This is a genomic window from Blastomonas ursincola (assembly GCF_013607875.1).
GTDB classification, from domain to species: Bacteria; Pseudomonadota; Alphaproteobacteria; order Sphingomonadales; family Sphingomonadaceae; genus Blastomonas; species Blastomonas ursincola.
Map to the genome: position 1 here is coordinate 1,198,396 of NZ_VDES01000001.1, position 22,398 is coordinate 1,220,793.

Sequence of the window (22,398 nt, forward strand, 5' to 3'; positions counted from 1 at the left end):
GGAAGGCCGACACCCATCTCACGGCTCTCGATTGACGCGGGGACCGGGCGATCTGGCTGGCGCGAAAGGGCAGGACAGATGCAGATCGGCAAGGCCACGCTGGCAGGCACCGGCGTCATTTTCGCAACCCTGGCAGCGACCGCGCTATTCGTCGGCGCAGCGATGGCCACGATCAGCGTCGGCGGCCCGATCTCGAACGACAACCAGCAGGCGTCCGATCTGGTCGCCGATATCCTGCCGCCTCCGGTCTATATCCTCGAATCCTATCTCGAAGCGCGGCTCGCGATGGCCGAGCCACAGCGGCTCGACCATCATGCGGCACGGCTGAAGAAGCTGCATGGCGAATTCGACGCGCGTCAGAAGCACTGGGCCGCATCCACCCTGCCCGATGACCTGAAGGCCCAGGTCCACAAGGTCGATGCGCCTGCCCGCCGCTTCTATACCGAGCTCGAACTGCGTTTCCTGCCCAGCCTGAAACGCGGCGACGAGGTCGCCGCCCGGCAGAGCGTCGCGCGGCTTGCTGCTGCCTATGCCGATCACCGGCGCGAGATCGACCAGCTGGTCGAGCAGACCGCCGTCTATCAGGCCGCGACCCGGCAGACCGGCGACAGCTATGTCACCATGGCCTTTGTCGCGATGGCGGTGGCGGGGCTTGTCCTGCTGCTGGTGTTGACCGCCGCCAATCTGCTGCTGCGCCGCCATCTGGTCGATCCATTGAAGGCCGTTTCCGCGGTCATGTGGCGCATGGCCGAGGGCGATCTCAAGGCCGAGGCCAGGCTCGACAAGCCGGTAGACGAGATAGCCGACATGATGCGCGCGATCGAAGTCTTCCGCAAATCGTCACAGGCCTGCCTTGCCGCCGACGTCCAGGCCGGCGTGGTGCGCGAGCTCACCATGGGGCTCGAGGCGCTGGCCAGCCGCAACCTTGCCTATCGCATCACCGCCAGCTTCCCGCCCGAGTTCGAACCGCTGCGAATCAGCTTCAACAGCGCGACCGAGACGTTGTGCGCGGTGGTCACCCGCACCGCCGCTTCGGCCGGCAATGTGCTCAATGGCTCCGCCGAAATCCGCTCGGCCTCGGGCGATCTCGCCCAGCGCACCGAGCAGCAGGCGGCGAATATCGAGGAAAGCGCAGCGGCCATGCGCGAGGTCACCGGCATGGTGCAGCAGACCGCCAGGAATGCCCGCGAGGTCGGCGAGCAGGTCTCCGACGCGCATGGCAGCGCGACCGAGGGCGGCATCGTCGTCACCCGCGCGGTCCAAGCCATGGGACAAATCCAGAAGTCGTCGAGCGAGATCACCAGCATCATTGACGTGATCGACGGTATCGCCTTCCAGACCAACCTGCTCGCGCTCAACGCAGGTGTCGAAGCCGCGCGCGCAGGCGAATCGGGCAAGGGCTTTGCGGTCGTCGCCAACGAGGTCCGGGCGCTTGCGCAGCGCTCGGCCGATGCCGCCAGCGACATCAAGGCATTGATCGGCGCATCGCACGCATCGGTGGCCGAAGGCGTGGCGCTGGTCGACGAAACCGGCACCGTGCTGACCCGCATCGGCGAGCGGGTCGCCGCGATCAACGACCGCATCGCCGAGATCGCCGATTCCGCCCAGGCCCAGGCACTGCGCCTGCAGCAGGTCAACCAGGCGGTGAGCGACATGGACAAGATGACGCAGCAGAATGCCGCGATGGTCGAACAGTCCAACGCCGCCGCGCGCAGCCTGGCTGACGAGGCCAACGACCTCGCCCGGCTGGTCGAGGGCTTCGACACCGGCCACCGCACCAGACAGCCAGCCCCGCGCGCCGCGCCGCCCAAGCATCGCCCCGCCCCGGTGGCCGGCAATCTGGCGCTGAAGGCCGATCCCGACGATGCGAACTGGGCAAGCTTCTGACCGAATTCGGCGCGGTGCGAAGGTCTTTCAGGGAACTTTGACCTCCATCAATGTTGCCTGGCCTGAAGCGGCATAATCTGCGGGCATGTGGACATATCACCCCGATCTGCTCAGCCGCCCTGTGCCGCGCTATACGAGCTATCCCACCGCTGCCGATTTCGGCGAGGATGTGGGGGCTCAGCATTATATGCGCGCGCTCGATGCGGTGGAATCGGGGGCCCCTCTCTCGCTCTATGTCCACATACCCTATTGCGAGCAGATCTGCTGGTATTGCGGCTGCAACACCGGCGCTGCCAACCGCAAGCACCGGCTGACCGATTATCTCACCGCGCTGCGTGCCGAGATCGCGATGGTGGCCAAAAGGCTGGGCGGGCGCGGACGCGTCCAGCATATCGCCTTTGGCGGCGGCAGCCCCAATGCGATCGCGCCGGTCGAGTTCGTCCGGCTGCTCGACCGGATCATGACGGTGTTCGACTGCTCGCGCCCCGAGGTGTCGATCGAGATCGACCCGCGCAATTTCACCTCCGAATGGGCGCTGGTTCTCGCCTCGTCGCGGGTCAGCCGGGTGAGCATGGGGGTGCAGACCTTCGCGCCGCACATCCAGGCGGCGATCGGCCGCATCCAGCCGCTCGACCATATCGAGACCGCGATGACCTCGCTGCGCATGCGCGGCATCGATGCGATCAATTTCGACCTGATGTACGGCCTGCCCGGCCAGCATCTCGACGATCTCGACGCGACGCTGCAGCAGACGATCCGGCTTGCGCCCAGCCGCATCGCGCTGTTCGGCTATGCGCATCTGCCCGACATGATCCCGCGGCAGAAGCGGATCGATGCGCGCGACCTGCCCGACGATCGCGAGCGGTTCGAGCAGGCGGCCTATGGCTATCTGACCCTGACCCAGGCCGGCTATGTGCCGGTCGGATTCGACCACTTCGCGCTGCCCGGCGATCCGCTAGCCGCCGCGGCACGCGAAGGCCGGGTAAACCGCAATTTCCAGGGCTTCACGCACGATGGTGCGTCGACATTGCTGGGCTTCGGTGCCAGCGCGATCAGCATCTTTCCTGACCTGATCGTGCAGAACGAGAAGAATGCGGGCCCCTATCGCAAGCTGGTGGGCGAAGGCCGGCTGACGCCGACGCGCGGTGTCGCACTCAATGCCGACGACATCCGCCGCGGCGATATCATCAACGCGCTGCTCTGCCGTGGCCGCGCGAGCCTGAACGACGAGTTCCTCCCTACTGCCCGCGCCGTCCTGACCGAGTTCGAACGGCGCGGGCTCCTTTTCTGGGAGGATCACGACCTCGTGCTGGCCCAGGGTTCGGAACCTTATGCGCGGGTGATCGCTGCGCAGTTCGACGGTTTTCGCGGGCAAATTCATCCGCATGGCGGAGCCCAGCGCTTGCATTCCGCCGCGCCAGCCTGTTGAGCTTGGCCCCTTAAGACAGCGCATCCGCGAATCAGCAGGGAACGGCGGCAAAGGGGGTCTGGCCATGACGGAATCGCAAGCGGCATCGAACTATGCGGGCGTGTTCGGCAACCGCATCGGCTTCGGCCACCGCCCCGCCCTGCTGCTGATCGATTTCGTCCAAGCCTATTTCGATCCGGAATGTCCGCTCTATGCCGGCGTCGAGGATGCGCTGGCGAGCGCGATCCGGGTGCGCGATGCTGCCCGTGCGGCGGGCATCCCGATCATCTACACCAACGTCGTCTATCACCCCAGCATGGTCGATGGCGGCCGCTTCAAGCAGAAGACGCCGCTGCTCGCGGTGTTCAAGGCAGGATCACCGATGGGCGCATGGCCGCAGGGGCTGGAGCCGAACGCCGACGAGCTGGTGATCTCCAAGCAATATCCGAGCGCGTTTTTCGGCACGTCGCTCGCCGCGACGCTGACCGCGATGGGCGTCGATACGGTGCTGCTCACCGGGCTTTCGACCAGCGGCTGCGTGCGCGCGACCTGTGTCGACACGTCGAGCCATGGCTTCATCCCGATCGTCATCGCCGATGCCTGCGGCGACCGGCACCAGGCGCCGCACGAGGCGAACCTGTTCGATATGGACGCCAAATATGCCGATGTCGTGCGCGAGGGCGAGGCGCTCGACTATCTGGCAGGGCTGAAGGGCTGAGCGAGGTTACGCCTGCCTGTCCCTTTTCCGTCACCCCGGCGAAGGCGGGGGTCCCGCATGTACGCAAGGTACAGAAAGAAGCGGGATTCCCGCTTTCGTGGGAATGACGGAGCAACTTGGCTGGATCAGATCGCGCCGGCCGCCTTCAGATTGTCGATCGTCTGCTGGTCCATGCCGAGCAATGTCCCATAGATCTCGTCATTATGCTCGCCGATGCTCTGCGGGGCGAGGCTGCGGATGGAGCTCGGCGTGTCGGACAGCTTGGGAAAGCTGTTCTGCATGGCGAACTTGCCCCAGCGCGGGCTGTCGACCTCGACCAGCGCCTCGCGCGCCTTGAAATGCTCGTCCGCCAGCATGTCCGCCGCACCGTAGATCCTGCCTGCGGGCACGCTGTACTCGATCATCAGTGCCTCGACCTCGGCGACGGTCAGCGTCCTCGTCCAGGCCTCGATCAGGTCATCGAGCTCCTTCTGGTTCTGCCCACGCGCGACATGGCTGACATAGCGCGGATCGGTCGCAAGCTCGGGTCGCCCCATCGCCTGGCACAGCCGCGCGAACACCGCGTCCTGATTGGCACCGATCAGATATTCACCGTCGCTGCACTGGTACACGTTGCTGGGCGCGATGCCTTCGAGGATCGATCCGGTGCGTTTGCGGACATGGCCGCTGACCATATATTCGGGCACCAGGCTTTCCATCACCTGCAGCACCGCCTCGTACAGCGCGCTGTCGACGACCTGGCCCTTGCCGGTGCGTTCGCGCGCATGCAGCGCAGCGAGCGCCCCCATGCAGCCATAGGTCGCCGCCAGGCTGTCGCCGATCGACACGCCCATGCGGCTGGGGGGACGGTCGGGATCGCCGACGATCGCGCGCCATCCGCCCATCGCCTCGCCAATGCCGCCAAAGCCCGCACGGCTCGAATAGGGCCCGGTCTGACCATAGCCGGAGACGCGCACGATGATCAGGCGCGGGTTGATGGCGTGCAGCGCATCGGGCCCCAGCCCCCATTTCTCGATCGTGCCGGGCTTGAAATTCTCGATCAGGATGTCGGCATGCGCGGCAAGCTTGCGCACGACCTCCTGCCCTTCGGCGATACGCAGATTGGCGCTCACCGACTTCTTGTTGCGCGAGACGACCTCCCACCACAATTTGTGCTCGCCATGGCCCCAGTTCCGCATGGGGTCGCCGCCGCCTTTTCCGTCGACGGCCGGGGGTTCGACCTTGATCACTTCCGCGCCCATGTCGCCGAGCAGCTGGCCGCAGAACGGGCCTGCAATCAACTGCCCCAGTTCGACGACACGAATGCCGGCCAATGCCCCCCGGTTTTCCTGGCTCATCTCATCCGTCCCTTATTCTGCAGCAATGGCGTAATTGGCCCAGCGCGGCTGGATCGGCGCAGGCAGCCCGGTTTCGGCCTCGCAATTGGCGCGCAAGGTCTCGATGCCAGGCCCGTAATCGAACAGCGGCAGGTCGCCGCGACCGGCACGGATCTCCGCCCGCAGGGCCTCGGTCGCGGCCAGATCGACCACGCCTTCGCCATCGGCGACGACGCCATAGGCCTTGGCCCCTGCAGGCGTGACCAGCCCCTGGCGGATTTCCTTGCCCACCAGCTCTGGATCGCGCTCGAGCGGGTCGCCCCAACCGCCGCCGCCCCAGGTGATGAAATGGAGGACATCGCCCGCTTCGATGGCGACATCCTCCACCTTGTTGCCGACGATGGTTTGCGACCCGTCGGGCTTTTCGAGGATCTTGCGCGCGCGGGCGCCCGGCTTGCCGCCATTGACGCCCCAGGGCGGCACGAACCAGCGGTCGTCATGAATGGCGATGACGCCCGGCTCGAGGAAACGATAGGTCATGACGATGCCATTGCCGCCGCGATGCAGCCCCGCGCCGCCCGAGTCCGCCACGGTCTCGTAGCGTTCGATGACCAGCGGGAAATAGCGCTCCAGAAACTCGTTGGGCACGTTGGTGAAGCCCGGCCAGAGCGAATGACCGTCGGGGCCATCGCCCATCGGACGGCCCGGAATGCCGCCAAAGCCGATCTGGAACAGCTGGAACCAGTCGCCCTTCTTGTCTGTCCCCGCATAGAACAGGTGCGGACTCGACGAGAACCCGGCGGCGTTGAGGAATTCGGGCGTCTTCTGACCGAGCAATCCGCCGAGGATGTCGAAGATCCGGCCCAGCGCATGGGTGCGGCCCGAAAGCGCGGCGGGATAACGCGGCTTCAGCAGCGATCCTTCCGGAATGCGCACCTCGATCAGGTCGTAGAAGCCATCGTTGAACAGGATTTGCGGGTCGAAGACCATGATCATGTAGATGCCGAAGAACATCTTGAACATGTTCTCGTTGAGCAGGAAATTGATCGAGGCTTGGCTCTGCGGATCGGTGCCGTCGAAATCGAGAATGACGGTATCGCCTTCGCGCCACATCGTGCACTTGAGCTTGTACGGGCCATAGCCCATGCCGTCGTCGCAGATATAATCCTCGAAGCTCACCGGCTCCTCGCTGATCGCCTGGGCGAGCAAGGTCTTCATCGCGCGGTGGTTGCGCGCGAGCAGTTCCTGCGTCGCCGAGACATAGGTATCGACGCCGAAGCGCTCGCTCATCTCGATCACGCGGCGCGCGGCGACACGGCACGAGGCGATCAGCGCGTTCAGGTCCGCTGCGCACCAGGCGGGCGTGCGGCTCTGGTGCAGCACCAGCTTGACCAGATCCTCGTTGTACACGCCCTTCTTCCAGATCTTCACCGGCGGAATGCGTACGCCTTCCTGGAAGATGTTGGTCGCGTCGATCGGCATCGATCCGGGGACCTTGCCGCCGATATCGCTCTGATGGCCGAACATCGCGGTATAGGCGAGCAGGCGGCCGTCCTTGAACACCGGCAGCAGCACCAGCCAGTCGTTGCAATGGCTGATCGCGCCGCCGACCGAATAGGGGTCGGACAGGAAGATCATGTCGCCGTCCTCGAGCGTGCCGTTATAGCCTTCAAGAAAGCCACCGATGAAGCTGCCGAACTGGCCTACGATCATCCGGCCTTCATGGTCGGCGATCAGCGGAAAGGCATCGCCCTGTTCGCGGATGCCGGGCGACATGGCGGTGCGCACGAGCGTCGCGTCCATCTCGATCCGCGCATTGCGCAGGGCGTTTTCGATGATGTCGAGCGTGACCGGATCGATCGCCTTCTTCTCGAACGGGGTGGTGTCGCTCTGGATGATGGTCGCGGGCATGGTTTTCAGTTCCCCGTCTTCAGCGTGATCAGGATGTTGCCGACACTGTCCACGGTGCCGGTGCAGTCCGCCTCGATCAGCGTGGTGGAATCCATTTCGATGACGATGGCCGGCCCGGGGATGACATCCCCGGCGAGCAGCTTCGACCGGTCGTAGATGATCGCGGGCACCATCGCCCCGTCCATCCACAGCTCGTGATCGCGCAGCTTCGCCGCCGATGGATCGCCATTGCCCTCAGCCAGCTTGGCGGCGGGAAGGTCGAGCGCCTTGCCCATCGCCACCGCACGCAGGTTCACGATCTCGTGCTCCGAGTCCATGTTGAAGGTGAACAACCGGTGATGCTCCTCGTCGAAACGTCCGGTCAGCCATTCGATGCCATGGGTGTGCAGGTCGTCGCGGGTGACCGACATGGGTACCTCGAACGCCTGGCCGGCATAGCGGACATCGACCTCGAAGGTGATCGTGACATCGTCCTTCGCCACGCCCTCGGCGACCAGCTCGTCGCCGATCTGCGCCGCCATCTCGTCGAGAATGCCGCCCAGTTCCTCGAGCGTCGTCTGCGAAGCGAGGCGCGAGAAGCTGCGCGCGGTTTCGGTGCGCATCCGCGTCGTCGCATCGCCGAGCGCGCAGAGCACGCCGGGCGAGACCGGCGAGATCGCGGGCCAGCTGCCCATCAGCCGGGCGACCGCGTTGACGTGCAGCGGCCCTGCCCCGCCAAAGCCCATCAGCGCAAAGTCGCGCGGGTCATAGCCCTGCTGCACCGAGATCATGCGCAGCGCGCCGAACATGTTCTCGTTGACGATGTCGATGATGCCGCGCGCGGCGGCATAGAGGTCGATCCCCAGCGCATCGGCAATAGTCTGCACCGCCTTTTTCGCTCCCTCGCGGTCGAGCTTGAAGGTACCGCCGAGCAATGCCTCGGGCAGATAGCCTAGCACGACATTGGCGTCGGTCACGGTGGGCAGTTCGCCACCCTTGCCATAGGCGACAGGGCCCGGCACCGCGCCCGCCGATTGCGGGCCGACGCGCAGCGCGCCGGTCAGTTCGGGCACATAGGCGATCGATCCGCCGCCCGCGCCCACGGTCTTGACGTCGAGCGCCGAGGCACGGACCGACAGATGCCCGACCTCGGTGGTGCGCACGCGGCGCGCCTCCAGATTCTCGATCAGCGCGACATCGGTCGAGGTACCGCCGACATCGAGCGTCAGGATGTTCTTGATCCCGGCATTCTTGCCGACCCAGATCGCGCCGGTCACGCCGCCTGCAGGCCCCGACATCAGCAGCGAGACGGGATGCTCCTCGGACTTTTCGGAAGACATGAGGCCACCGTCCGAGCGGAGCAGCGCGAGCTTGCCCGCCATGCCGGCATCGCGCAGACGGCTGCGCAGGTTGCGGACATAGCGGCCCACGACCGGGCGCACCGCGGCGTTGGCGACGGTGGTGAGCGTGCGCTCATATTCCTGCATCTCGGGCAGAACGATATGGCTCAGCGAGATCGGCACATCGGGCAGGATCTCGGCGGCCAGTTCCGCCACCCGCTTTTCATGCGCGCCGTTGAGATAGGCGTTCATCAGGCTGACGGTCAGCGCCTCGATCCCCTGGCCCTTCAGCTTTTCGAGAGCGGCGCGGATATCAGCATCATCGGTCGGGCGGATTTCCGAGCCTTGCGCCGACATGCGGCCCTTGATCTCGACCGTGTCTTCCAATGCTGCGAGCGGGGTCGGCTTGGGCCAGACGATCCAGCCGGCAAGACCACCGGGCACGAAGCTGCGCGCGATCTGCATTACCTGGCGATAGCCCTCGGTAACGATCAGGCCGACGCGTGCGCCCTTGCCCTCCAGCACCGCATTGGTGGCGACCGTCGTGCCGTGCAGGAAGATCTCGACATCCGCCGGCGTGATCCCGGCATTGGCGCAGATCGCCTGCACGCCGATCAGGATGCCTTCGGAACTGTCATGCGGGGTCGAAGGGGTCTTGTGCCGCCAGAAGGCGCCCGATTGTTCGTCGAACAGCAGCAGATCGGTAAATGTGCCGCCGACATCGACACCCAGCCTGTAACTCATTCATTCACCCCTTCGCTTGTCGGCGCTGTCGCCGACACGATTGATGTGTTGGCCTTCCCGTCAGGCTGCCGCGCGGGCAACCAGAGAGGGCAGCTCCCGACCGAGAATCCCGGCCATCCAGCGATTGGCGGCAATGGCCGCATCCAGATTCATGCCATGATCCAGCCCCGACCGCTCGGCGAGATAGATCAACTCTTCGGTCGCGATATTGCCGGTCGCCCTGGGCGCGAACGGGCAGCCGCCAAGCCCACCCAGGCTGGCGTCGAGCACGGAAACACCCGCCTGGATCGCCGCCCAGGCATTGGCGATGCCGGTGCCGCGCGTGTTGTGAAAATGCGCGCGCAGCGGAATATCGGCGGGCACGAATTCGCGCAGACGTCCGTACAGGTCCGTCACCTGCGCGGGCACCCCGACGCCGATCGTGTCGGCGAGCGCAATCTCGGAAGGCCCTGCCTCGAGCACGGCCCTGGCGATATCGACGATCCGCTGCGCCGGCACATCGCCCTCGAACGGGCAGCCAAACGCGGCGGAGATGGTCACCTGCGCGATCAGGCCGTTCTCCTTGGCAAAGCGGATCATCTCGCTCGCTTCGGCAATGCCCTCGGCGACGGTCTGGCCCTGGTTCTTCTGCCCGAACGTGTCGGTGGCGACGATGACGCAGCCGATCTCGTCGACCCCGCGCCTGCCGCCCTCCTTCGTCGCCAGCGCGCGCAGCACGCCGCGCTTGTTCAGCGTCAGGCCGATATAGGAAACGTCGTTACGGTCGGGCAGCCCGGCGATCACGGCTTCGGCATCGGCCATCTGCGGCACGCGCTGCGGGTGGACGAAGCTCGCCACCTCGAGCCGCCGCGCACCGGCGTCGATCATCCGCCCTATCATCTCCAGCTTGTCGGCGGTGGAGACGATGTCCGGTTCGTTCTGCAGGCCGTCACGCGGGCCGACTTCGACAATCTGGATGCTGTTCATGGCGATGTTTGTATACATTTGTGGGGAGCCCGTCCAGCCGCTCGGGAAAATGCCTCAGTCATTGGCCTGGCGCTGCTCCTTGTGGCGCTTGGCGGTGCTGCTGAAGACATGGAAGGCGCGGCGGATATGGCTGGTCATCACCGCGCGGGCCCAGTGCGAATCGCGTGCGGTGAACGCTGCGATCAGTTCGCGATGCTCGCGCGCCGATTGCAGCAGCTCTTCGGTCTTGTACTGCGCGGCCGTGCGGCGGACCACGGGCTGCTCGACCAGCATCGGCAGCATGGCGGACAGGCGCGGCGAGCGGGCAGCCTCCAGAATGATCTCGTGAAAGCGCCGGTTCTGCGCAAGGAAAGCGGTGACATCGGGCGGACTGCACCGCACCGCCGCGTCGAGAAGATCCGAAATCCGGCCAAGTTCCTCGATCTGACGGGCCGAGATATTGCGCGCGGCGCGGCTGGCGGCATGACCCTCGAGCATGCCGCGCAGCACGAACATCTCGTCGATATCGTCGGCCGACCAGTCGGCGACGAACAGCCGCTTCGAATCGCTGCGCACGATCAGCAGCTCGTTCTCGAGCCGCCGCACCGCCTCGCGCACCGGAGTGCGCGACACGCCAGATATGCGCGCGAGCTGCTCCTCCGTCAGCTGCTGGCCTGGTTCCGCGCGGCCCGAAAGCACGAACTGACGGATCTTGTCATAGGCGATATCCGATGCCCGCGGCGATGCTGCCTTTTCCATTGCCTGCCATCCCGTCCCGGGGTCACGCACCGCTCCGGCGTCCCATGCCCGGTGCGTGCCCAATTGCGCCGATCTTGCGCCAATCCAATTTCGTTCTTGACGATAGACATTTGTATACAATACCGTCAAGCCATGGATCGCGGTCGGACCAACCGATGCAGACGATCCCGAAAGGTGGGGTAGCGTATGGCAGATGATCGCCGCATCAAGGTGATAGTACCCATTCCCATGGACGAGGCCGGTGTCGCCGCCCGTGCTGCACAGCTGCCTTCCGATTTCGTCCGCTCCGGATTTTCACCCGAATTCGTCGCCGTCCCCTGGGGCGCGGCGCTGGGCGACAGCTATCACGACATGCTGCTGATGGACTGGACCGTGTTCCAGACCGGCATCACCGCCGAAGACGAGGGCTATGCCGGAGTGCTGATCGACACGGTCAGCGATTCGGGTCTGCGCGCGCTGCGCTCGCGCCTGACGATCCCGGTGATCGGCCCGGGCGAGGCGGCATTCGCTGCCGCGATGATGCTGGGCAAGAAGTTCACGGTGCTCACCATGTGGCCCGAATGGTTTCCGCTCTACCAGAAGACGCTCACCGAATACGGCTTCTGGGACCGCGTCGCCTCGCTGCGGTCGATCGACACCCGGCCCGATGTCACCGAACTGCTCGCGGGCAAGGAAGAGGTGATCTTCGACAAGCTCAAGGCCGAAGCGACGCGCGCGATGGAAGAAGACGGTGCGGACGTCATCGTGCTCGGCTCCACCACCATGCACCAGTCGGCCGCGTTCCTGGCGGCCAACCTGCCGATCCCGGTGATCAACCCCGGCCAGGTCGCATGGAAATTTCTCGAAGGGCTGATCGAGTGCGGCCTCACCCACAGCAAGAAGGCATTTCCCACCCCGGAAGTGCCCAAGGATGCAGATATCAGAAAGGGTTGGTTCTGATGACAGACTGGTCACCTGGCGGCGCAGGACAGGCCCCGCTGCCCTATCCGTTCTATGTCGACATCGTCACCAAGCGCTATTTCGATGGCGTCGACAACAAGAACATGGACGAGGTGCTCAACTGCTTCGCGCCCGATGCGCGGCTGACCGAGGTCACATCGAACACCGTGCATGACGGACGCGAAGCGATCCGTGCGATGTTCGTCAAGCTGTTCGCCGATTTCGAGCAGATCTGGCACGGCAATTTCGTGCATGTCGCCGATCCGCAATCGAACGCGGTCTGCTCGCAGTTCACCGTGCTGATCACCCCGAATGGCGGCGAGCAGCTGCGCTACGAGAACTGCAACCGCTTCTACCTCAAGGACCGGCTGTTCCAGGAGGTGTTCGTCTATATGAGCGGCGACAACCTGCTCAAAGAGGGGGATCTCTGATGCAATATGCCCCGACAATGCGCCGCGACGAACTGATCGCGTTCGCAACGCAGAGCTATTTCGCCAGCGTCGACCGCAAGGACATGGCTGCGACGCTCGCCTGCTTCCATGACGAGGCGCTGTTCACCGTCCAGACCAGCTTCACCACCCATGCCGGCAAGGCTGCGATCGAGCGGATGTTCACCGATTTCTTCGGTGCCTGGGACAAGATCGTCCACCGCGATTTCACCTGCACGGTCGATGAAACCAATGGCCGGATCGCGGCAAGCTTCATTGCCGAACTGACCGCCGCCGATGGCAGCGTCACGACCTTGCACAACACCAATTTCTGGCGCCTGCGCGACGGAAAGTTCCAAGAAGTCTACGTCTATATGAGCGGGGCCAATGTGCTGGTCTGAAGACCGGCCGAAACAACACCCGCCAAGCAAAATATAGGGTTCGGGGGAACCCACATAAATCAGGGAGTTCACAGCATGCGCTTACCCAGTCTGTTTGCCGCAGCATCGGCCACCGTCCTCGCCAGCGCGCTGGCGACACCCGCTTTCGCCCAGGATTCGGCCCAGGCGGAACCGGCGGACGATGTGATCATAGTTACCGCTCGCCGCCAGAACGAAAGCCTGGCCGAGGTTCCGGCATCGGTGACCGTGCTCACCGCCGATGCGATCCAGAAGACCGGGGTCGAGACCGCCGACCAGTTCGTGCAGCTGACGCCCGGCGTCACCATCGTCACCGGCACGGCCGAGGCGGGTGACACCCAGATCAACATCCGCGGTATCAACGGCGCGCGCGACGCGGAAAGCTCGGTCGCGCTGGTCGTCGACGGCATCCTCAAGACCAATACCGCGCAGCTCAACCAGAACCAGGGCACCATTCGTCAGATCGAAATCCTCAAAGGACCGCAGGGCGCACTCTATGGCCGCAACGCGGCGGCGGGCGCGATCGTCATCCAGACGATGAAGCCGAGCGACCGGCTCGAGGCCGGTATCGAGCTCAGCGCCGCCGAACAGCAAACCTACAGAGGCAATGCGTTCATCTCGGTCCCGCTGGGCGAGAATGCCGGTTTCGTCCTGTCGGGCAGCTATCTCAAGACCGATGGCTTCTACCGCAACATCTTCCTCAACAATTCCAAGACCATCGACGATCAGGAAGTCTGGTCGGTCGACGGCCGCTTCGTCGCACAGCTCGGCGACCGGACCGAGATCGACGCCAAGGCACGCTATTCGGACCTGACCGGCGCGTCGATCGCGTTCAACGCGGCCTTCCACCTGCCCAATTTCGCGGCGGCAAACCCGGCCTTTTTCGAGGATGTGAACCGCCACCCGTTCAACTTCTACAGCAATATCCGCCCGACCAACGACCAGACATCGTTCGATGCCTCGATCAAACTCGAGCATGAATTCGACTTTGCCAAGCTGACCCTGTGGGGCCTGTACAGCGATGTCGACCAGTCGCTGACCGCCGACGGCACCTCGGCCGACTTCGCCCGCTTCACCTTCCCCGGCGCGACGCCCGCATCGGTGGCAGCATCGAACGCCTGCTTCCGCAGCACCGCGCAGCTCACCGGCTTCCCGGTCAACCAGCCCGGTTTCATCGGCGCAACGCCGGTGCCGTTCATCTTCGCCCCCGCCACCGGATCGACCTTCGGCCCGTACAGCCCGACGACCTGCGACGGCACGCAGTACCAGATCCGCCAACAGGAAGACTTCAGCGGCGAAATCCGCCTGTCCTCGAACGGCGACGGGCCGTTCAACTGGCAGCTCGGTGCCTATTATCTCAACATCAGCCGCGATGTCGGCGTGAGCCTGGGCGCGGACCTCGGTCAGGGCATCATCCGCCGGCTCTACAACGCGCCGGGCACGACCAACCCCACGACCCAGCTCTATTTCGACAGCTTCAGCACCGATGTGTATGCTGCCTTCGGTTCGGCGGAATATAACTGGAACGACCGGATCAACCTGGGCCTCGCGTTGCGCTACGATATCGAGGATCGCAGCGTCTCCAACAATGTGCCTCTGGTGCTCGATCCGTTTACCGGAGGACCGATCAACCCCGGCCAGACCGCGGGCGCCATCCCCGACAAGTCGGAGAGCTACAAGCAGCTTCAGCCCAAGCTGACCTTCCGCTGGTCGGTGGCTGACAATTTCAACGTCTATGCAAACTGGGGAATCGGCTTCAAGGCGGGCGGCTTCAACAATTCGGGCTCGGCCGCGATCGTCCGCCAGTCGTTCAACCAGTTCATCGGATCGCAGGTCACGATCAACGACGATTACCGCAAGGAACGCTCGAGCGCGTTCGAGGGCGGCTTCAAGGGATCGGCGTTCGACGGCAAGCTGACCTTCGACCTCGCGGGCTATTATACCGATGTCAGGGACATGCAGTTCTTCGAATTCTTCGTCGGCGGCTTCGGCCTGCTGCGCGTGGTGTCGAACATCGACAAGGTCGAGCTGTATGGCGCGGAACTGAACCTCAATGCCGAGGTGACGCCGGGCTGGACGATCTTTGGCGCGTTCAACGTCACCGAAAGCGAGATCAAGCAGAACCGTTCGCGTCCGCAGACCGTGGGCAACAAGTCGCCCTCGACCGCCGACTACACGATCAACCTGGGCACCCAGATCGTTGCCCCCATTGCCAAGAGCTTCGATCTGGTCGCGCGCGCCGACTATCGCATCACCGGCCCGACCTGGTTCCACACGCTGCAGAACAACACCGTGCCGACGATCTTCAGCGGTTTGCTGCCCGGATCGGCGCTGGCGCTGCCCGCCTTTGTTGGCGACGCCAATTATGCGGTGACGCGGCGCGATGCGTTCGGCGTGCTCGACGTGCGCGCGGGACTGGAAGGCGAGCAGTGGCGCGTGACCCTGTTTGCGGACAATGTGCTCAACCGCCGTTACCTGAACGAAGTGATCACCGCGGCCGAATTCGGCGGATCGTTCATCTCGCCCGGCGGTCTGCGCCGGATCGGGGTGGAAGTCGGCTACAAGTTTTGACCGGCCCAGCCGTCACCACCTGCGCTGCGGCGCGGGTGGTGACGGTCTTTTTTTTTAAGCCTTCAACCCCTGGCGTAGATCCACGCTGCCCACAGCCATCCGCCGATCAGCAGCGTGCCGCCGATCGGCGTCACCGCCCCCAGCCAGCGCGGCGCGCCCAAAGCCATCGCATAGAGCGTCACCGCGAAGATCGCCGCGCCCGCCAGCAGGGTCCAGGCGGCACCGGGCGCGCGTCCCATGATCGCGAGCGCCGCGACCGCGTGCACCAGCTGATACATCCCGCCGGTGCGGAGCCATTCGGCCTGCTGCTCACCCGCCGCAGCATGCGCGCCGAACGCGCCTGCCGCCACTGCGAGCGCGGCAGAAACGGCCGCCAGAACCCCGATCATCATTGCCCGTTTCCTCCGCTCAAAGACCCAGCAGCGCGGCGATCCGCTCTGCCGCCGGTTGCCAGGCCAGCCCGCTCTGCGCGAGCCAGGCGTCGTCGTAATAGCTGGTATGATAGCGATCGCCGCCATCGCACAGCAGAGTGACTACGCTGCCGCTGGTGCCCGATGCCGCCATTTCCTCGATCAGCGCCGCGCAGGCGACCAGGTTGGTGCCGGTCGATCCACCGACCCGCCGCCCCAGCCGGTCGGACAGCGCTCGCATCGCGCCGATGCTGTCGCCATCTTCGACCGCGATCATCCGGTCGATCACCCCGGGGATGAAGCTCGGCTCCACCCGGGGCCGCCCGATGCCCTCGATCCGGCTCGCGCAGCCTTCGGGGAGTGAGGTCGCGTTTCGGTCGGCATAATGCCGGTGGAACACCGAATGGACCGGATCGGCAACGCACAGCCGCGTGGCATAGCGCTGATAGCGAAGGTACCGCCCGATCGTCGCCGACGTACCGCCGGTGCCTGCGCCGCAGACGATCCATTCGGGCACGGGATATTCCTCCTCGGCCATCTGCGCGAAGATGCTCTCGGCGATATTGTTGTTGCCGCGCCAGTCGGTCGCCCGCTCGGCATAGGTGAACTGGTCGAGATAATGGCCGCCGGTTTCCGCCGCGAGCCGGTGCGCGACATCATAGACAGTGCGCGGATCGTCGACCTTGTGAATCTCGCCGCCCTGGAAGCGGATGGCGTCGAGCTTGGCGGGCGCGGTGGTCGCGGGCACCACCGCGATGAAGCGCAGTCCCAGCATTCGAGCGAAATAGGCCTCGCTGACCGCCGTCGATCCCGACGAGGCCTCGATCACGCAGGTCTCCGGGCCGATCCACTCGTTGCACAGGGCATAGAGGAACAGCGATCGCGCCAGCCGGTGCTTGAGGCTGCCGGTCGGGTGCGAGCTTTCGTCTTTCAGGTACAGCGTGATGCCGGGAAAGCGCGGCAGGTCGAGCCGGATCAGATGCGTGTCGGCGGAGCGGTTATAGTCCGCCTCGATGCGCCGGATGGCCTCGTTCAGCCAGCCGCGCGGGCACAGCTCGCTCATCCCTCGGCGTCCACCAGACCGTGGCGCACCAGCATCGCGCGCGGGTCGGGGTCGCGGCCCCGGAACGCGCGGAAGCTCTCCGCTGCCGGCCGGGTCGCGCCGCGCGCCAGCACCTCGGCGCGGAAGCGGTCGCCGGTCGCACGATCAAGCAGCCCGGCCTCCACGAACGCCATGAAGCCGTCGGCGGCGAGCAGTTCGGCCCAGAGATAGCTGTAATAGCCCGAGGCATAGCCGCCTGCGAAGATGTGCGAAAAGGCATGCGGAAAGCGGTGCCATTCGGGCGGGCGGATCACTGCCACCTCGTCGCGCACCGCGTTGATCACCTCGACGGGATCGCTGCCCATCGTGCCCAGGTGCAGCAGCATGTCGAACAGCGCGAACTCGATCTGGCGGATCAGGAACAGCCCTGCCTGGAAATGCCGCGCGCGCAGCAGCCGGTCGAACAGCTCGTCCGGCAGCGGCTCGCCGGTCTTGTAATGGCCCGACATGGCGGTGAGCACCTGCCGGTCCCAGGCGAAATCCTCCATCAGCTGGCTGGGCAGCTCGACCGCATCCCATTCGAACCCGCTGGTGCCCGCGATGCTCGGGCGGTTGACCTCGGTCAGCAGCAGGTGGAGGCAATGGCCGGTCTCGTGTAGCAGCGTGCCGACATCCGAATGGCTGAGCAGCGAGGGCGCTTCGGGCCCGGCGGGCGAGAAATTGCACACCATATAGGCGACCGGCAGCTGGACGTGATCGCCATCGTTGCGGCGCGGACGCGCCTCGCCCATCCATGCGCCGCCGCGCTTGCCGGACCGCGCGAACAGGTCGAGATACAGGCCCGCAATCGGCTGGCCGCTCTCATCGACGACATCGTAGAAGCGCGCATCGGCATGGTAGAGCGAGGCATCGCTGCGCTGTTGCAGCCGGATGCCGAACAGCCGTTCGAGCAAAGCCTGCCAGCCCTGCATCACCTTCTCGACCGGGAAATAGCCGCGAATCTCGGCCTCGTCGACCGCATAGAGCGCCTGGCGCAAACGGTTCGAGGCAAAGCCGACATCCCAGGGCTGAAGGTCCGCGATACCCAGCTTCTCGGCGGCAAAGGCTTTCAGTTCATCGAGGTCGCGCTGCGCCGCCGGCTTGGCGCGGCTGGCAAGATCGCGCAGGAACGCGAGCACCGCGCCGCCGTCCGACGCCATCTTGGTGGCGAGCGACCATTCGACCGGATCGGCAAAGTCGAGCAGCCCCGCCGCCTCGCGCCGCAGCTCGAGGATGCGCGCGATGCGTTCCGAATTGTCGAACTGCCCGGCATGCGGCCCCTGATCCGAGGCGCGGGTCCCGTAGGCCTGATAGACGCGCGCGCGCAGGTCGCGATTCTCGGCAAAGGTCAGGATGGCGTTGACCGAGGGCGCCTGCAGCGTCACGCGCCAGCCGGTCTGGCCCTTGGCCTCGGCAGCGGCGGCGAACATCGCCTTGTCGGTCTCCGACACGCCCACAAGGTCGGCCTCGTCGGTGATCAGCTCTTCCCAGGCATCGGTCGCATCGAGCACCGCGCTGCCGAATTCGTTGGAAAGCGTCGCGAGCTCGACCGACACCTGCTTGAACCGCTCGCGCGCGGCCTCGTCGAGCGCCACGCCCGAGAGCCGGAAATCGCGCAACGCGTGCTCCACCGCCACCCGGTCGGCCTGGGACAGGGCGGCGAACTCGGGCGTCGCGGCGAGCGCCTCGAACACCTCATAGAGCGCGCGATTCTGCCCGACCATGATGCTGTTGGTGACGAGCCGCTGCTCGCCCTCCTGATAGGCGGTGCGCAGCTCGGGGCTGTCGGCGACCGAATGCAGGTGCGATACCGCCGCCCAGATCGCGCCCAGTTCCGCCTCTGCGCGCTCGAACGGCAGCCAGGCGTCGGCGAACGTGACAGGCTTGTCGCGCACCAGCGTCTCGATCGTAGCGGCATGGCGGGCGAGCGCGTCATCGAGCGCGGGCGCGATATGATCGGCGGTGATTTCGGCAAAGCGCGGCAGCGCGCGCGTATCGAGCAGGGGGTTGGTCGTATCGGTCATCCCTGCCCTTTAGCGGAATTTGGCGCAGGGTCAGGCAAAAATGTGCGGGCGCTCAGCTCCGTCCCTGCAGATCGCGCAGCATCGCGGCCGCCTGGGCTCGCTCGGGAAACGCCCCCAGCGAGAGCGAGGCGCGCAGCGCGCCCATCGCCCGGCCCGGCTTGCCCGCAGCGGCATAGGCCTGGGCCAGGTGATAGCGCAGCCACGGGTTGCGCGGTTGCAGGGCTTGCGCCTTTTCGAGCATCTCGACCGCCAGCATCGGGCGGTCGCTGGCCTCGGTCAGTGCCATGCCGCGGACATGCGCGACCAGCGGGCTGGAAGGCTGAACGCGATAGGCGAGCCGCGAATCATGCGCCGCACGCGCCGGATCACCCGCGCGCAGACGGGCGAGTGCCAGATCGGTGAGCAGCATCGGCTGGCTGCTGCCGAGCTGCGCGTGCAGCGCCGACAGCATCGCCACCGCCCCGCCCCATTCGCCGCGATCGATATAGGCATTGGCCAGCAGGCGCAGCCCGCCGGTATTGGCCGGGCTCATGTCGACGAAGCTTTCGAGCAGCGCGTCCGCTTGATCGCGGCGGCCGAGTTCGCGCAGCACCAGCGACAGGCGGCGCACCACGGGCTCAGCGAGGCGGATACGCGCCGCGCGCTCGTAATAGGGCAAGGCTGCGCGCGCATTGCCCGAGGCATAGAGCACGTCGCCCAGCAGCATCTGCGCGTCGGGTACGCCGGGATTGGCATCGGCCAGCGGGCCGGCGAATTCCTCTGCCTGCACAAAATCCCCGCGCGCCACCAGCATGCGGACATAGGGCACCACCGCGCGCGCATCGCGCGGCGCGGCGCGGGCGGCATCGGCGAGCAGCCAGGGTTCGTCGTCCTGATCGAGCCGCAGCAGCGGCGCAGGATCGGGGGTCGCGGCACGCGCAAGATATTCGAGCGCCGCATCGCGCTCGCCCATCGCCTCAAGCGAGCGTCCGACCAGGGTCAGCAGATAGGCGCTCGTCCCAGCGCGGTTGGCGACGGGCCGAAAGCGTTCGAGCAGCGCTTCGTGCTCGCCCTCGGCATAGAGCGCGCGCGCAAGCAGTTCGGCGGCGCGGCGGTTGAAAGGCTGGGCATCGGCGAGCTTTTCGAACCGGTCGATCGCCTGGCGATAGTTGCCAAGCTGGAACTCGACCACCCCCTCGACCTGCATCGCCGCCGGCACGCCTTCCAGCGCGCCTCCGGTCTTCTGCATCAAGGTGCGCGCCAGATCGTAGCGCCCCGCGCGCGCCGCGAGCACGGCTTGCAGGAAATAGCCGCGCGGGTTGTTGGGCTCGAGCGCGACAATCTGCCGCGCCGCCTTCAGCATCGCGCGCATCCGGCCCATATCGCCCAAAGTCGCGGCATATTCGCCGAGCACCGCGGTATCATTGGGGTCGATCGCCAGCGCGCGCTCGAACCACGGCAAGGCGGCAGCGAGCCCGGTCTGGCTGCGCGTCAGTTCGCCGCGCAGCTGCAAGGCGCGGACATTGCTGGCGTCGAGCGCAACCGCATGGTCGGCTGCTTCCAGCCCGCCCGCCTGATCGCCCGATGCGGTGCGGAAGCGCGCGATATCGGTCCACAACAGGCTGTCGTCGGGGGTAAACTGCAAGGCCCGGTCGAACGCCGCGCGCGCCTCGTCATACTGACCGAGCGCCAAATGCGCCCGCCCCTGCGTGCGCGCGGCATAGCCCATGTCCGCCTTGGCCACCGATCCTTCACCCAGCCAGCGCAGCGCATCGCCGGCCCGGCCCTGCAGCACCATCGCCTCGGCCATCGGCGCGCGGACAAGCGCGCGATCGGCGCCGAGTTCGAGCGCGCGCTGCAGCTCGCCCTCGGCCCCATCGGCATCGAACAGCGCCAGGAACACCCGCGCCTGCGCGAGCCGCGCCTCCTTCATCTTCGGCGCGGCCTTGATCGCATTCATCAGCTCGATCCGCGCCGCGCGATTGTCACCGCGCGCACGATAGTCGGCAGCGCGCGCCATCGCCTCGCGCGCCGCGCCCATGTCTTCCGCGCGCAGGCCTGCGCCCGCGCCGCCCAGCAGCAAGGCAGCGGCGGCAAGCGCCGACCACAGCCTGTTGCCGGGACGAGGATCAGCTCTGGATGTCATATTGCCGGAGCAGATCATACAACGTCGGGCGGCTGATGCCGAGCAGCTTGGCCGCGCCCGAGATATTGCCCTCGGTCCGCGCCAGCGCATGGCGGATCGCCTTTCGGTCGGCCAGTTCGCGCACCGCCTTCAGGTTGAGGAACTCCGCCGTCTGCGGTTCGGCGCGCTCCAGATCGAGATCCTCGGCGGTCACCAGCCGGCTTTCTGCCATGATCACCGCGCGCTTCACCCGGTTCTCGAGCTCGCGGACATTGCCCGGCCAGTGCCAGGCATCGAGCATCTTCAGCGCATCGGGGGCAAAACCCTTGACCGCCGGGTTCATCTCGGCGGCGAAGCGGGCGAGGAAATGCTTGGCGAGCAGCACCGCATCGCCCGGTCGTTCGGCGAGCGAGGGGATGTGCACCACAATCTCGGCAAGGCGATAGAACAGGTCCTCACGGAACCGCTCCTCGGCGATCATCTTCTCGAGATTCTGGTGGGTCGCGCAGACCACGCGGGTATCAACCGGGATCGGGCTGCGACCACCGACCCGCTCGATCACGCGTTCCTGCAGGAAGCGCAGCAGCTTGACCTGGAGCGGCAGCGGAATGTCGCCGACCTCGTCGAGGAAAAGGGTGCCGCCGGCTGCCTGCTCGATCTTGCCGATCGTGGTCTTGATCGCGCCGGTAAACGCGCCCTTCTCATGCCCGAACAACTCGGATTCGAGCAGGTTTTCGGGGATCGCGGCGCAGTTGATCGCGATGAACGCGCCGCCGCGGCGGTTGCTCTTCTCGTGCAGGCCGCGCGCGAACAGCTCCTTGCCGGTCCCGCTCGCACCGAGCAGCATGACCGAGACATTGGTGTTGGCGACACGCTCGATCGTGCGCGCGGCCTTCACCATCTGCGCATCGCCAGTGATCATGCCGCCGAGCACCGTATGGTCCTCACCCGATTTCTGGCTCAATCGCGCATTTTCGCGCTCGATCTGCTGCACGTTGAGCGCGCGGCGGACGATCAGCGCGAGATCGTCGATCTCAACCGGCTTGCGGTAGAAATCATAGGCGCCTTGCGCGATCGCATCGCGCGCGCTCTGCCGCTCGCCGTGACCCGAGGCGATGATCACCTTGGTATCGGGCTTCAGCCGAAGGATTTCCGCCAAGGTCGCAAAGCCCTCGCTGACGCCATCGGGATCGGGCGGCAGGCCGAGATCGAGCGTCACGACATCGGGCTCCTCATAGCGCAGCAGGTCGATCGCGCTCGCCCGATCGCCCGCGCACAGCACCTCGAAATCGTCGAACGCCCATTTGAGCTGGCGCTGCAGCCCGGCATCGTCCTCCACCACCAGCAGGCGCGGCAGCCGGTTGGCGCCCTTGCCGCCACCGTTCATCGCGGGATTGGGGGAAAGGTCGGTCATC

The 22,398-nt window shown here is 65.8% G+C and carries 17 protein-coding genes; 7 read left to right on the forward strand and 10 right to left on the reverse strand.

All coding sequences use genetic code 11. The features are described from left to right. Positions 1-78 precede the first annotated feature (78 nt). The 3 genes from FG486_RS05605 (at position 79) to FG486_RS05615 (ending at position 4,013) form a co-directional block, all read left to right on the forward strand. Positions 79-1,887 (forward strand): methyl-accepting chemotaxis protein, encoded by a 1,809-nt coding sequence (locus tag FG486_RS05605; protein WP_181266742.1) that lies wholly within the window; start codon positions 79-81, stop codon positions 1,885-1,887. A gap of 85 nt (positions 1,888-1,972) precedes the next feature. Then, complete coding sequence (gene hemN / locus FG486_RS05610) at positions 1,973-3,316, forward strand: oxygen-independent coproporphyrinogen III oxidase (protein WP_181266743.1); 1,344 nt, start codon at positions 1,973-1,975, stop codon at positions 3,314-3,316. Between the two features lie 64 nt (positions 3,317-3,380). Further along, a complete protein-coding gene (locus tag FG486_RS05615; protein ID WP_066285154.1) occupies positions 3,381-4,013 on the forward strand; it encodes an isochorismatase family protein in 633 nt (210 codons plus the stop codon). Positions 4,014-4,138: 125 nt separating this feature from the next. Here FG486_RS05615 and FG486_RS05620 read toward each other — a convergent pair whose 3' ends face one another. The 5 genes from FG486_RS05620 to FG486_RS05640 are packed head-to-tail and all read right to left on the reverse strand — an operon-like array spanning position 4,139 to position 11,007. Next, positions 4,139-5,350 (reverse strand): CaiB/BaiF CoA transferase family protein, encoded by a 1,212-nt coding sequence (locus tag FG486_RS05620; RefSeq protein ID WP_181266744.1) that lies wholly within the window; start codon positions 5,348-5,350, stop codon positions 4,139-4,141. A 12-nt stretch (positions 5,351-5,362) separates the two neighbouring features. Then, positions 5,363-7,240, reverse strand: a complete 1,878-nt coding sequence (locus FG486_RS05625) for a hydantoinase B/oxoprolinase family protein (protein ID WP_181266745.1) — start codon at positions 7,238-7,240, stop codon at positions 5,363-5,365. A 5-nt stretch (positions 7,241-7,245) separates the two neighbouring features. Beyond that, on the reverse strand, positions 7,246-9,303 hold the full coding sequence (locus tag FG486_RS05630; RefSeq protein WP_181266746.1) for a hydantoinase/oxoprolinase family protein: 2,058 nt from the start codon (positions 9,301-9,303) through the stop codon (positions 7,246-7,248). A 60-nt stretch (positions 9,304-9,363) separates the two neighbouring features. Beyond that, complete coding sequence (locus tag FG486_RS05635; RefSeq protein WP_181266747.1) at positions 9,364-10,269, reverse strand: hydroxymethylglutaryl-CoA lyase; 906 nt, start codon at positions 10,267-10,269, stop codon at positions 9,364-9,366. Between the two features lie 54 nt (positions 10,270-10,323). After that, positions 10,324-11,007, reverse strand: a complete 684-nt coding sequence (locus FG486_RS05640) for a GntR family transcriptional regulator (RefSeq protein WP_181266748.1) — start codon at positions 11,005-11,007, stop codon at positions 10,324-10,326. Between the two features lie 186 nt (positions 11,008-11,193). Here FG486_RS05640 and FG486_RS05645 point away from each other — a divergent pair, with 186 nt between their 5' ends. The 4 genes from FG486_RS05645 to FG486_RS05660 all read left to right on the forward strand — a co-directional run bounded on the left by FG486_RS05645 (position 11,194) and on the right by FG486_RS05660 (position 15,364). After that, a complete protein-coding gene (locus tag FG486_RS05645; RefSeq protein WP_181266749.1) occupies positions 11,194-11,946 on the forward strand; it encodes an aspartate/glutamate racemase family protein in 753 nt (250 codons plus the stop codon). Further along, positions 11,946-12,377: a nuclear transport factor 2 family protein gene (locus FG486_RS05650; RefSeq protein ID WP_060978936.1), complete on the forward strand. Its 432-nt coding sequence runs from the start codon at positions 11,946-11,948 to the stop codon at positions 12,375-12,377. Before FG486_RS05645 ends, FG486_RS05650 begins: the two co-directional genes overlap by 1 nt. Next, positions 12,377-12,775 (forward strand): nuclear transport factor 2 family protein, encoded by a 399-nt coding sequence (locus FG486_RS05655; RefSeq protein ID WP_181266750.1) that lies wholly within the window; start codon positions 12,377-12,379, stop codon positions 12,773-12,775. Before FG486_RS05650 ends, FG486_RS05655 begins: the two co-directional genes overlap by 1 nt. 75 nt (positions 12,776-12,850) lie before the next feature. After that, complete coding sequence (locus tag FG486_RS05660) at positions 12,851-15,364, forward strand: TonB-dependent receptor (protein WP_066285130.1); 2,514 nt, start codon at positions 12,851-12,853, stop codon at positions 15,362-15,364. Between the two features lie 62 nt (positions 15,365-15,426). Here the strand turns inward: FG486_RS05660 and FG486_RS05665 are convergent, their stop codons facing one another. Genes FG486_RS05665 through prsR form a run of 5 tightly spaced genes read right to left on the reverse strand, consistent with a single transcriptional unit; the run spans position 15,427 to position 22,397 of the window. Then, on the reverse strand, positions 15,427-15,753 hold the full coding sequence (locus FG486_RS05665) for a DUF423 domain-containing protein (RefSeq protein ID WP_066285150.1): 327 nt from the start codon (positions 15,751-15,753) through the stop codon (positions 15,427-15,429). 19 nt (positions 15,754-15,772) lie between these two features. Beyond that, positions 15,773-16,837 carry a PLP-dependent cysteine synthase family protein gene (locus FG486_RS05670; RefSeq protein ID WP_181266751.1) on the reverse strand — a complete coding sequence of 355 codons (1,065 nt, stop codon included), beginning with the start codon at positions 16,835-16,837 and terminating at the stop codon, positions 15,773-15,775. Beyond that, positions 16,834-18,879, reverse strand: coding sequence for a M3 family metallopeptidase (locus FG486_RS05675; RefSeq protein ID WP_181266752.1), 2,046 nt, complete (start codon positions 18,877-18,879; stop codon positions 16,834-16,836). Before FG486_RS05675 ends, FG486_RS05670 begins: the two co-directional genes overlap by 4 nt. Before the next feature lie 52 nt (positions 18,880-18,931). Continuing rightward, positions 18,932-21,004 (reverse strand): tetratricopeptide repeat protein, encoded by a 2,073-nt coding sequence (locus FG486_RS05680; RefSeq protein ID WP_181266753.1) that lies wholly within the window; start codon positions 21,002-21,004, stop codon positions 18,932-18,934. After that, on the reverse strand, positions 20,988-22,397 hold the full coding sequence (prsR, locus tag FG486_RS05685) for a PEP-CTERM-box response regulator transcription factor (protein ID WP_171007804.1): 1,410 nt from the start codon (positions 22,395-22,397) through the stop codon (positions 20,988-20,990). The genes FG486_RS05680 and prsR overlap by 17 nt, the downstream gene beginning before the upstream one ends. Between the last annotated feature and the right edge of the window lies 1 nt (position 22,398).

Excerpts from the sequence above, each read along its gene's own strand:
- FG486_RS05630 (WP_181266746.1), bottom strand. The coding sequence starts at position 9,303 with ATGAGTTACAGGCTGGGTGTCGATGTCGGCGGCACATTTACCGATCTG.
- FG486_RS05660 (WP_066285130.1), top strand. The coding sequence starts at position 12,851 with ATGCGCTTACCCAGTCTGTTTGCCGCAGCATCGGCCACCGTCCTCGCC.
- FG486_RS05640 (WP_181266748.1), bottom strand. The coding sequence starts at position 11,007 with ATGGAAAAGGCAGCATCGCCGCGGGCATCGGATATCGCCTATGACAAG.
- FG486_RS05645 (WP_181266749.1), top strand. The coding sequence starts at position 11,194 with ATGGCAGATGATCGCCGCATCAAGGTGATAGTACCCATTCCCATGGAC.
- FG486_RS05665 (WP_066285150.1), bottom strand. The coding sequence starts at position 15,753 with ATGATCGGGGTTCTGGCGGCCGTTTCTGCCGCGCTCGCAGTGGCGGCA.
- FG486_RS05635 (WP_181266747.1), bottom strand. The coding sequence starts at position 10,269 with ATGAACAGCATCCAGATTGTCGAAGTCGGCCCGCGTGACGGCCTGCAG.
- FG486_RS05615 (WP_066285154.1), top strand. The coding sequence starts at position 3,381 with ATGACGGAATCGCAAGCGGCATCGAACTATGCGGGCGTGTTCGGCAAC.
- FG486_RS05680 (WP_181266753.1), bottom strand. The coding sequence starts at position 21,004 with ATGACATCCAGAGCTGATCCTCGTCCCGGCAACAGGCTGTGGTCGGCG.
- FG486_RS05675 (WP_181266752.1), bottom strand. The coding sequence starts at position 18,879 with ATGACCGATACGACCAACCCCCTGCTCGATACGCGCGCGCTGCCGCGC.
- FG486_RS05605 (WP_181266742.1), top strand. The coding sequence starts at position 79 with ATGCAGATCGGCAAGGCCACGCTGGCAGGCACCGGCGTCATTTTCGCA.
- FG486_RS05625 (WP_181266745.1), bottom strand. The coding sequence starts at position 7,240 with ATGCCCGCGACCATCATCCAGAGCGACACCACCCCGTTCGAGAAGAAG.
- prsR (WP_171007804.1), bottom strand. The coding sequence starts at position 22,397 with ATGACCGACCTTTCCCCCAATCCCGCGATGAACGGTGGCGGCAAGGGC.
- FG486_RS05650 (WP_060978936.1), top strand. The coding sequence starts at position 11,946 with ATGACAGACTGGTCACCTGGCGGCGCAGGACAGGCCCCGCTGCCCTAT.
- FG486_RS05620 (WP_181266744.1), bottom strand. The coding sequence starts at position 5,350 with ATGAGCCAGGAAAACCGGGGGGCATTGGCCGGCATTCGTGTCGTCGAA.
- FG486_RS05670 (WP_181266751.1), bottom strand. The coding sequence starts at position 16,837 with ATGAGCGAGCTGTGCCCGCGCGGCTGGCTGAACGAGGCCATCCGGCGC.
- hemN (WP_181266743.1), top strand. The coding sequence starts at position 1,973 with ATGTGGACATATCACCCCGATCTGCTCAGCCGCCCTGTGCCGCGCTAT.
- FG486_RS05655 (WP_181266750.1), top strand. The coding sequence starts at position 12,377 with ATGCAATATGCCCCGACAATGCGCCGCGACGAACTGATCGCGTTCGCA.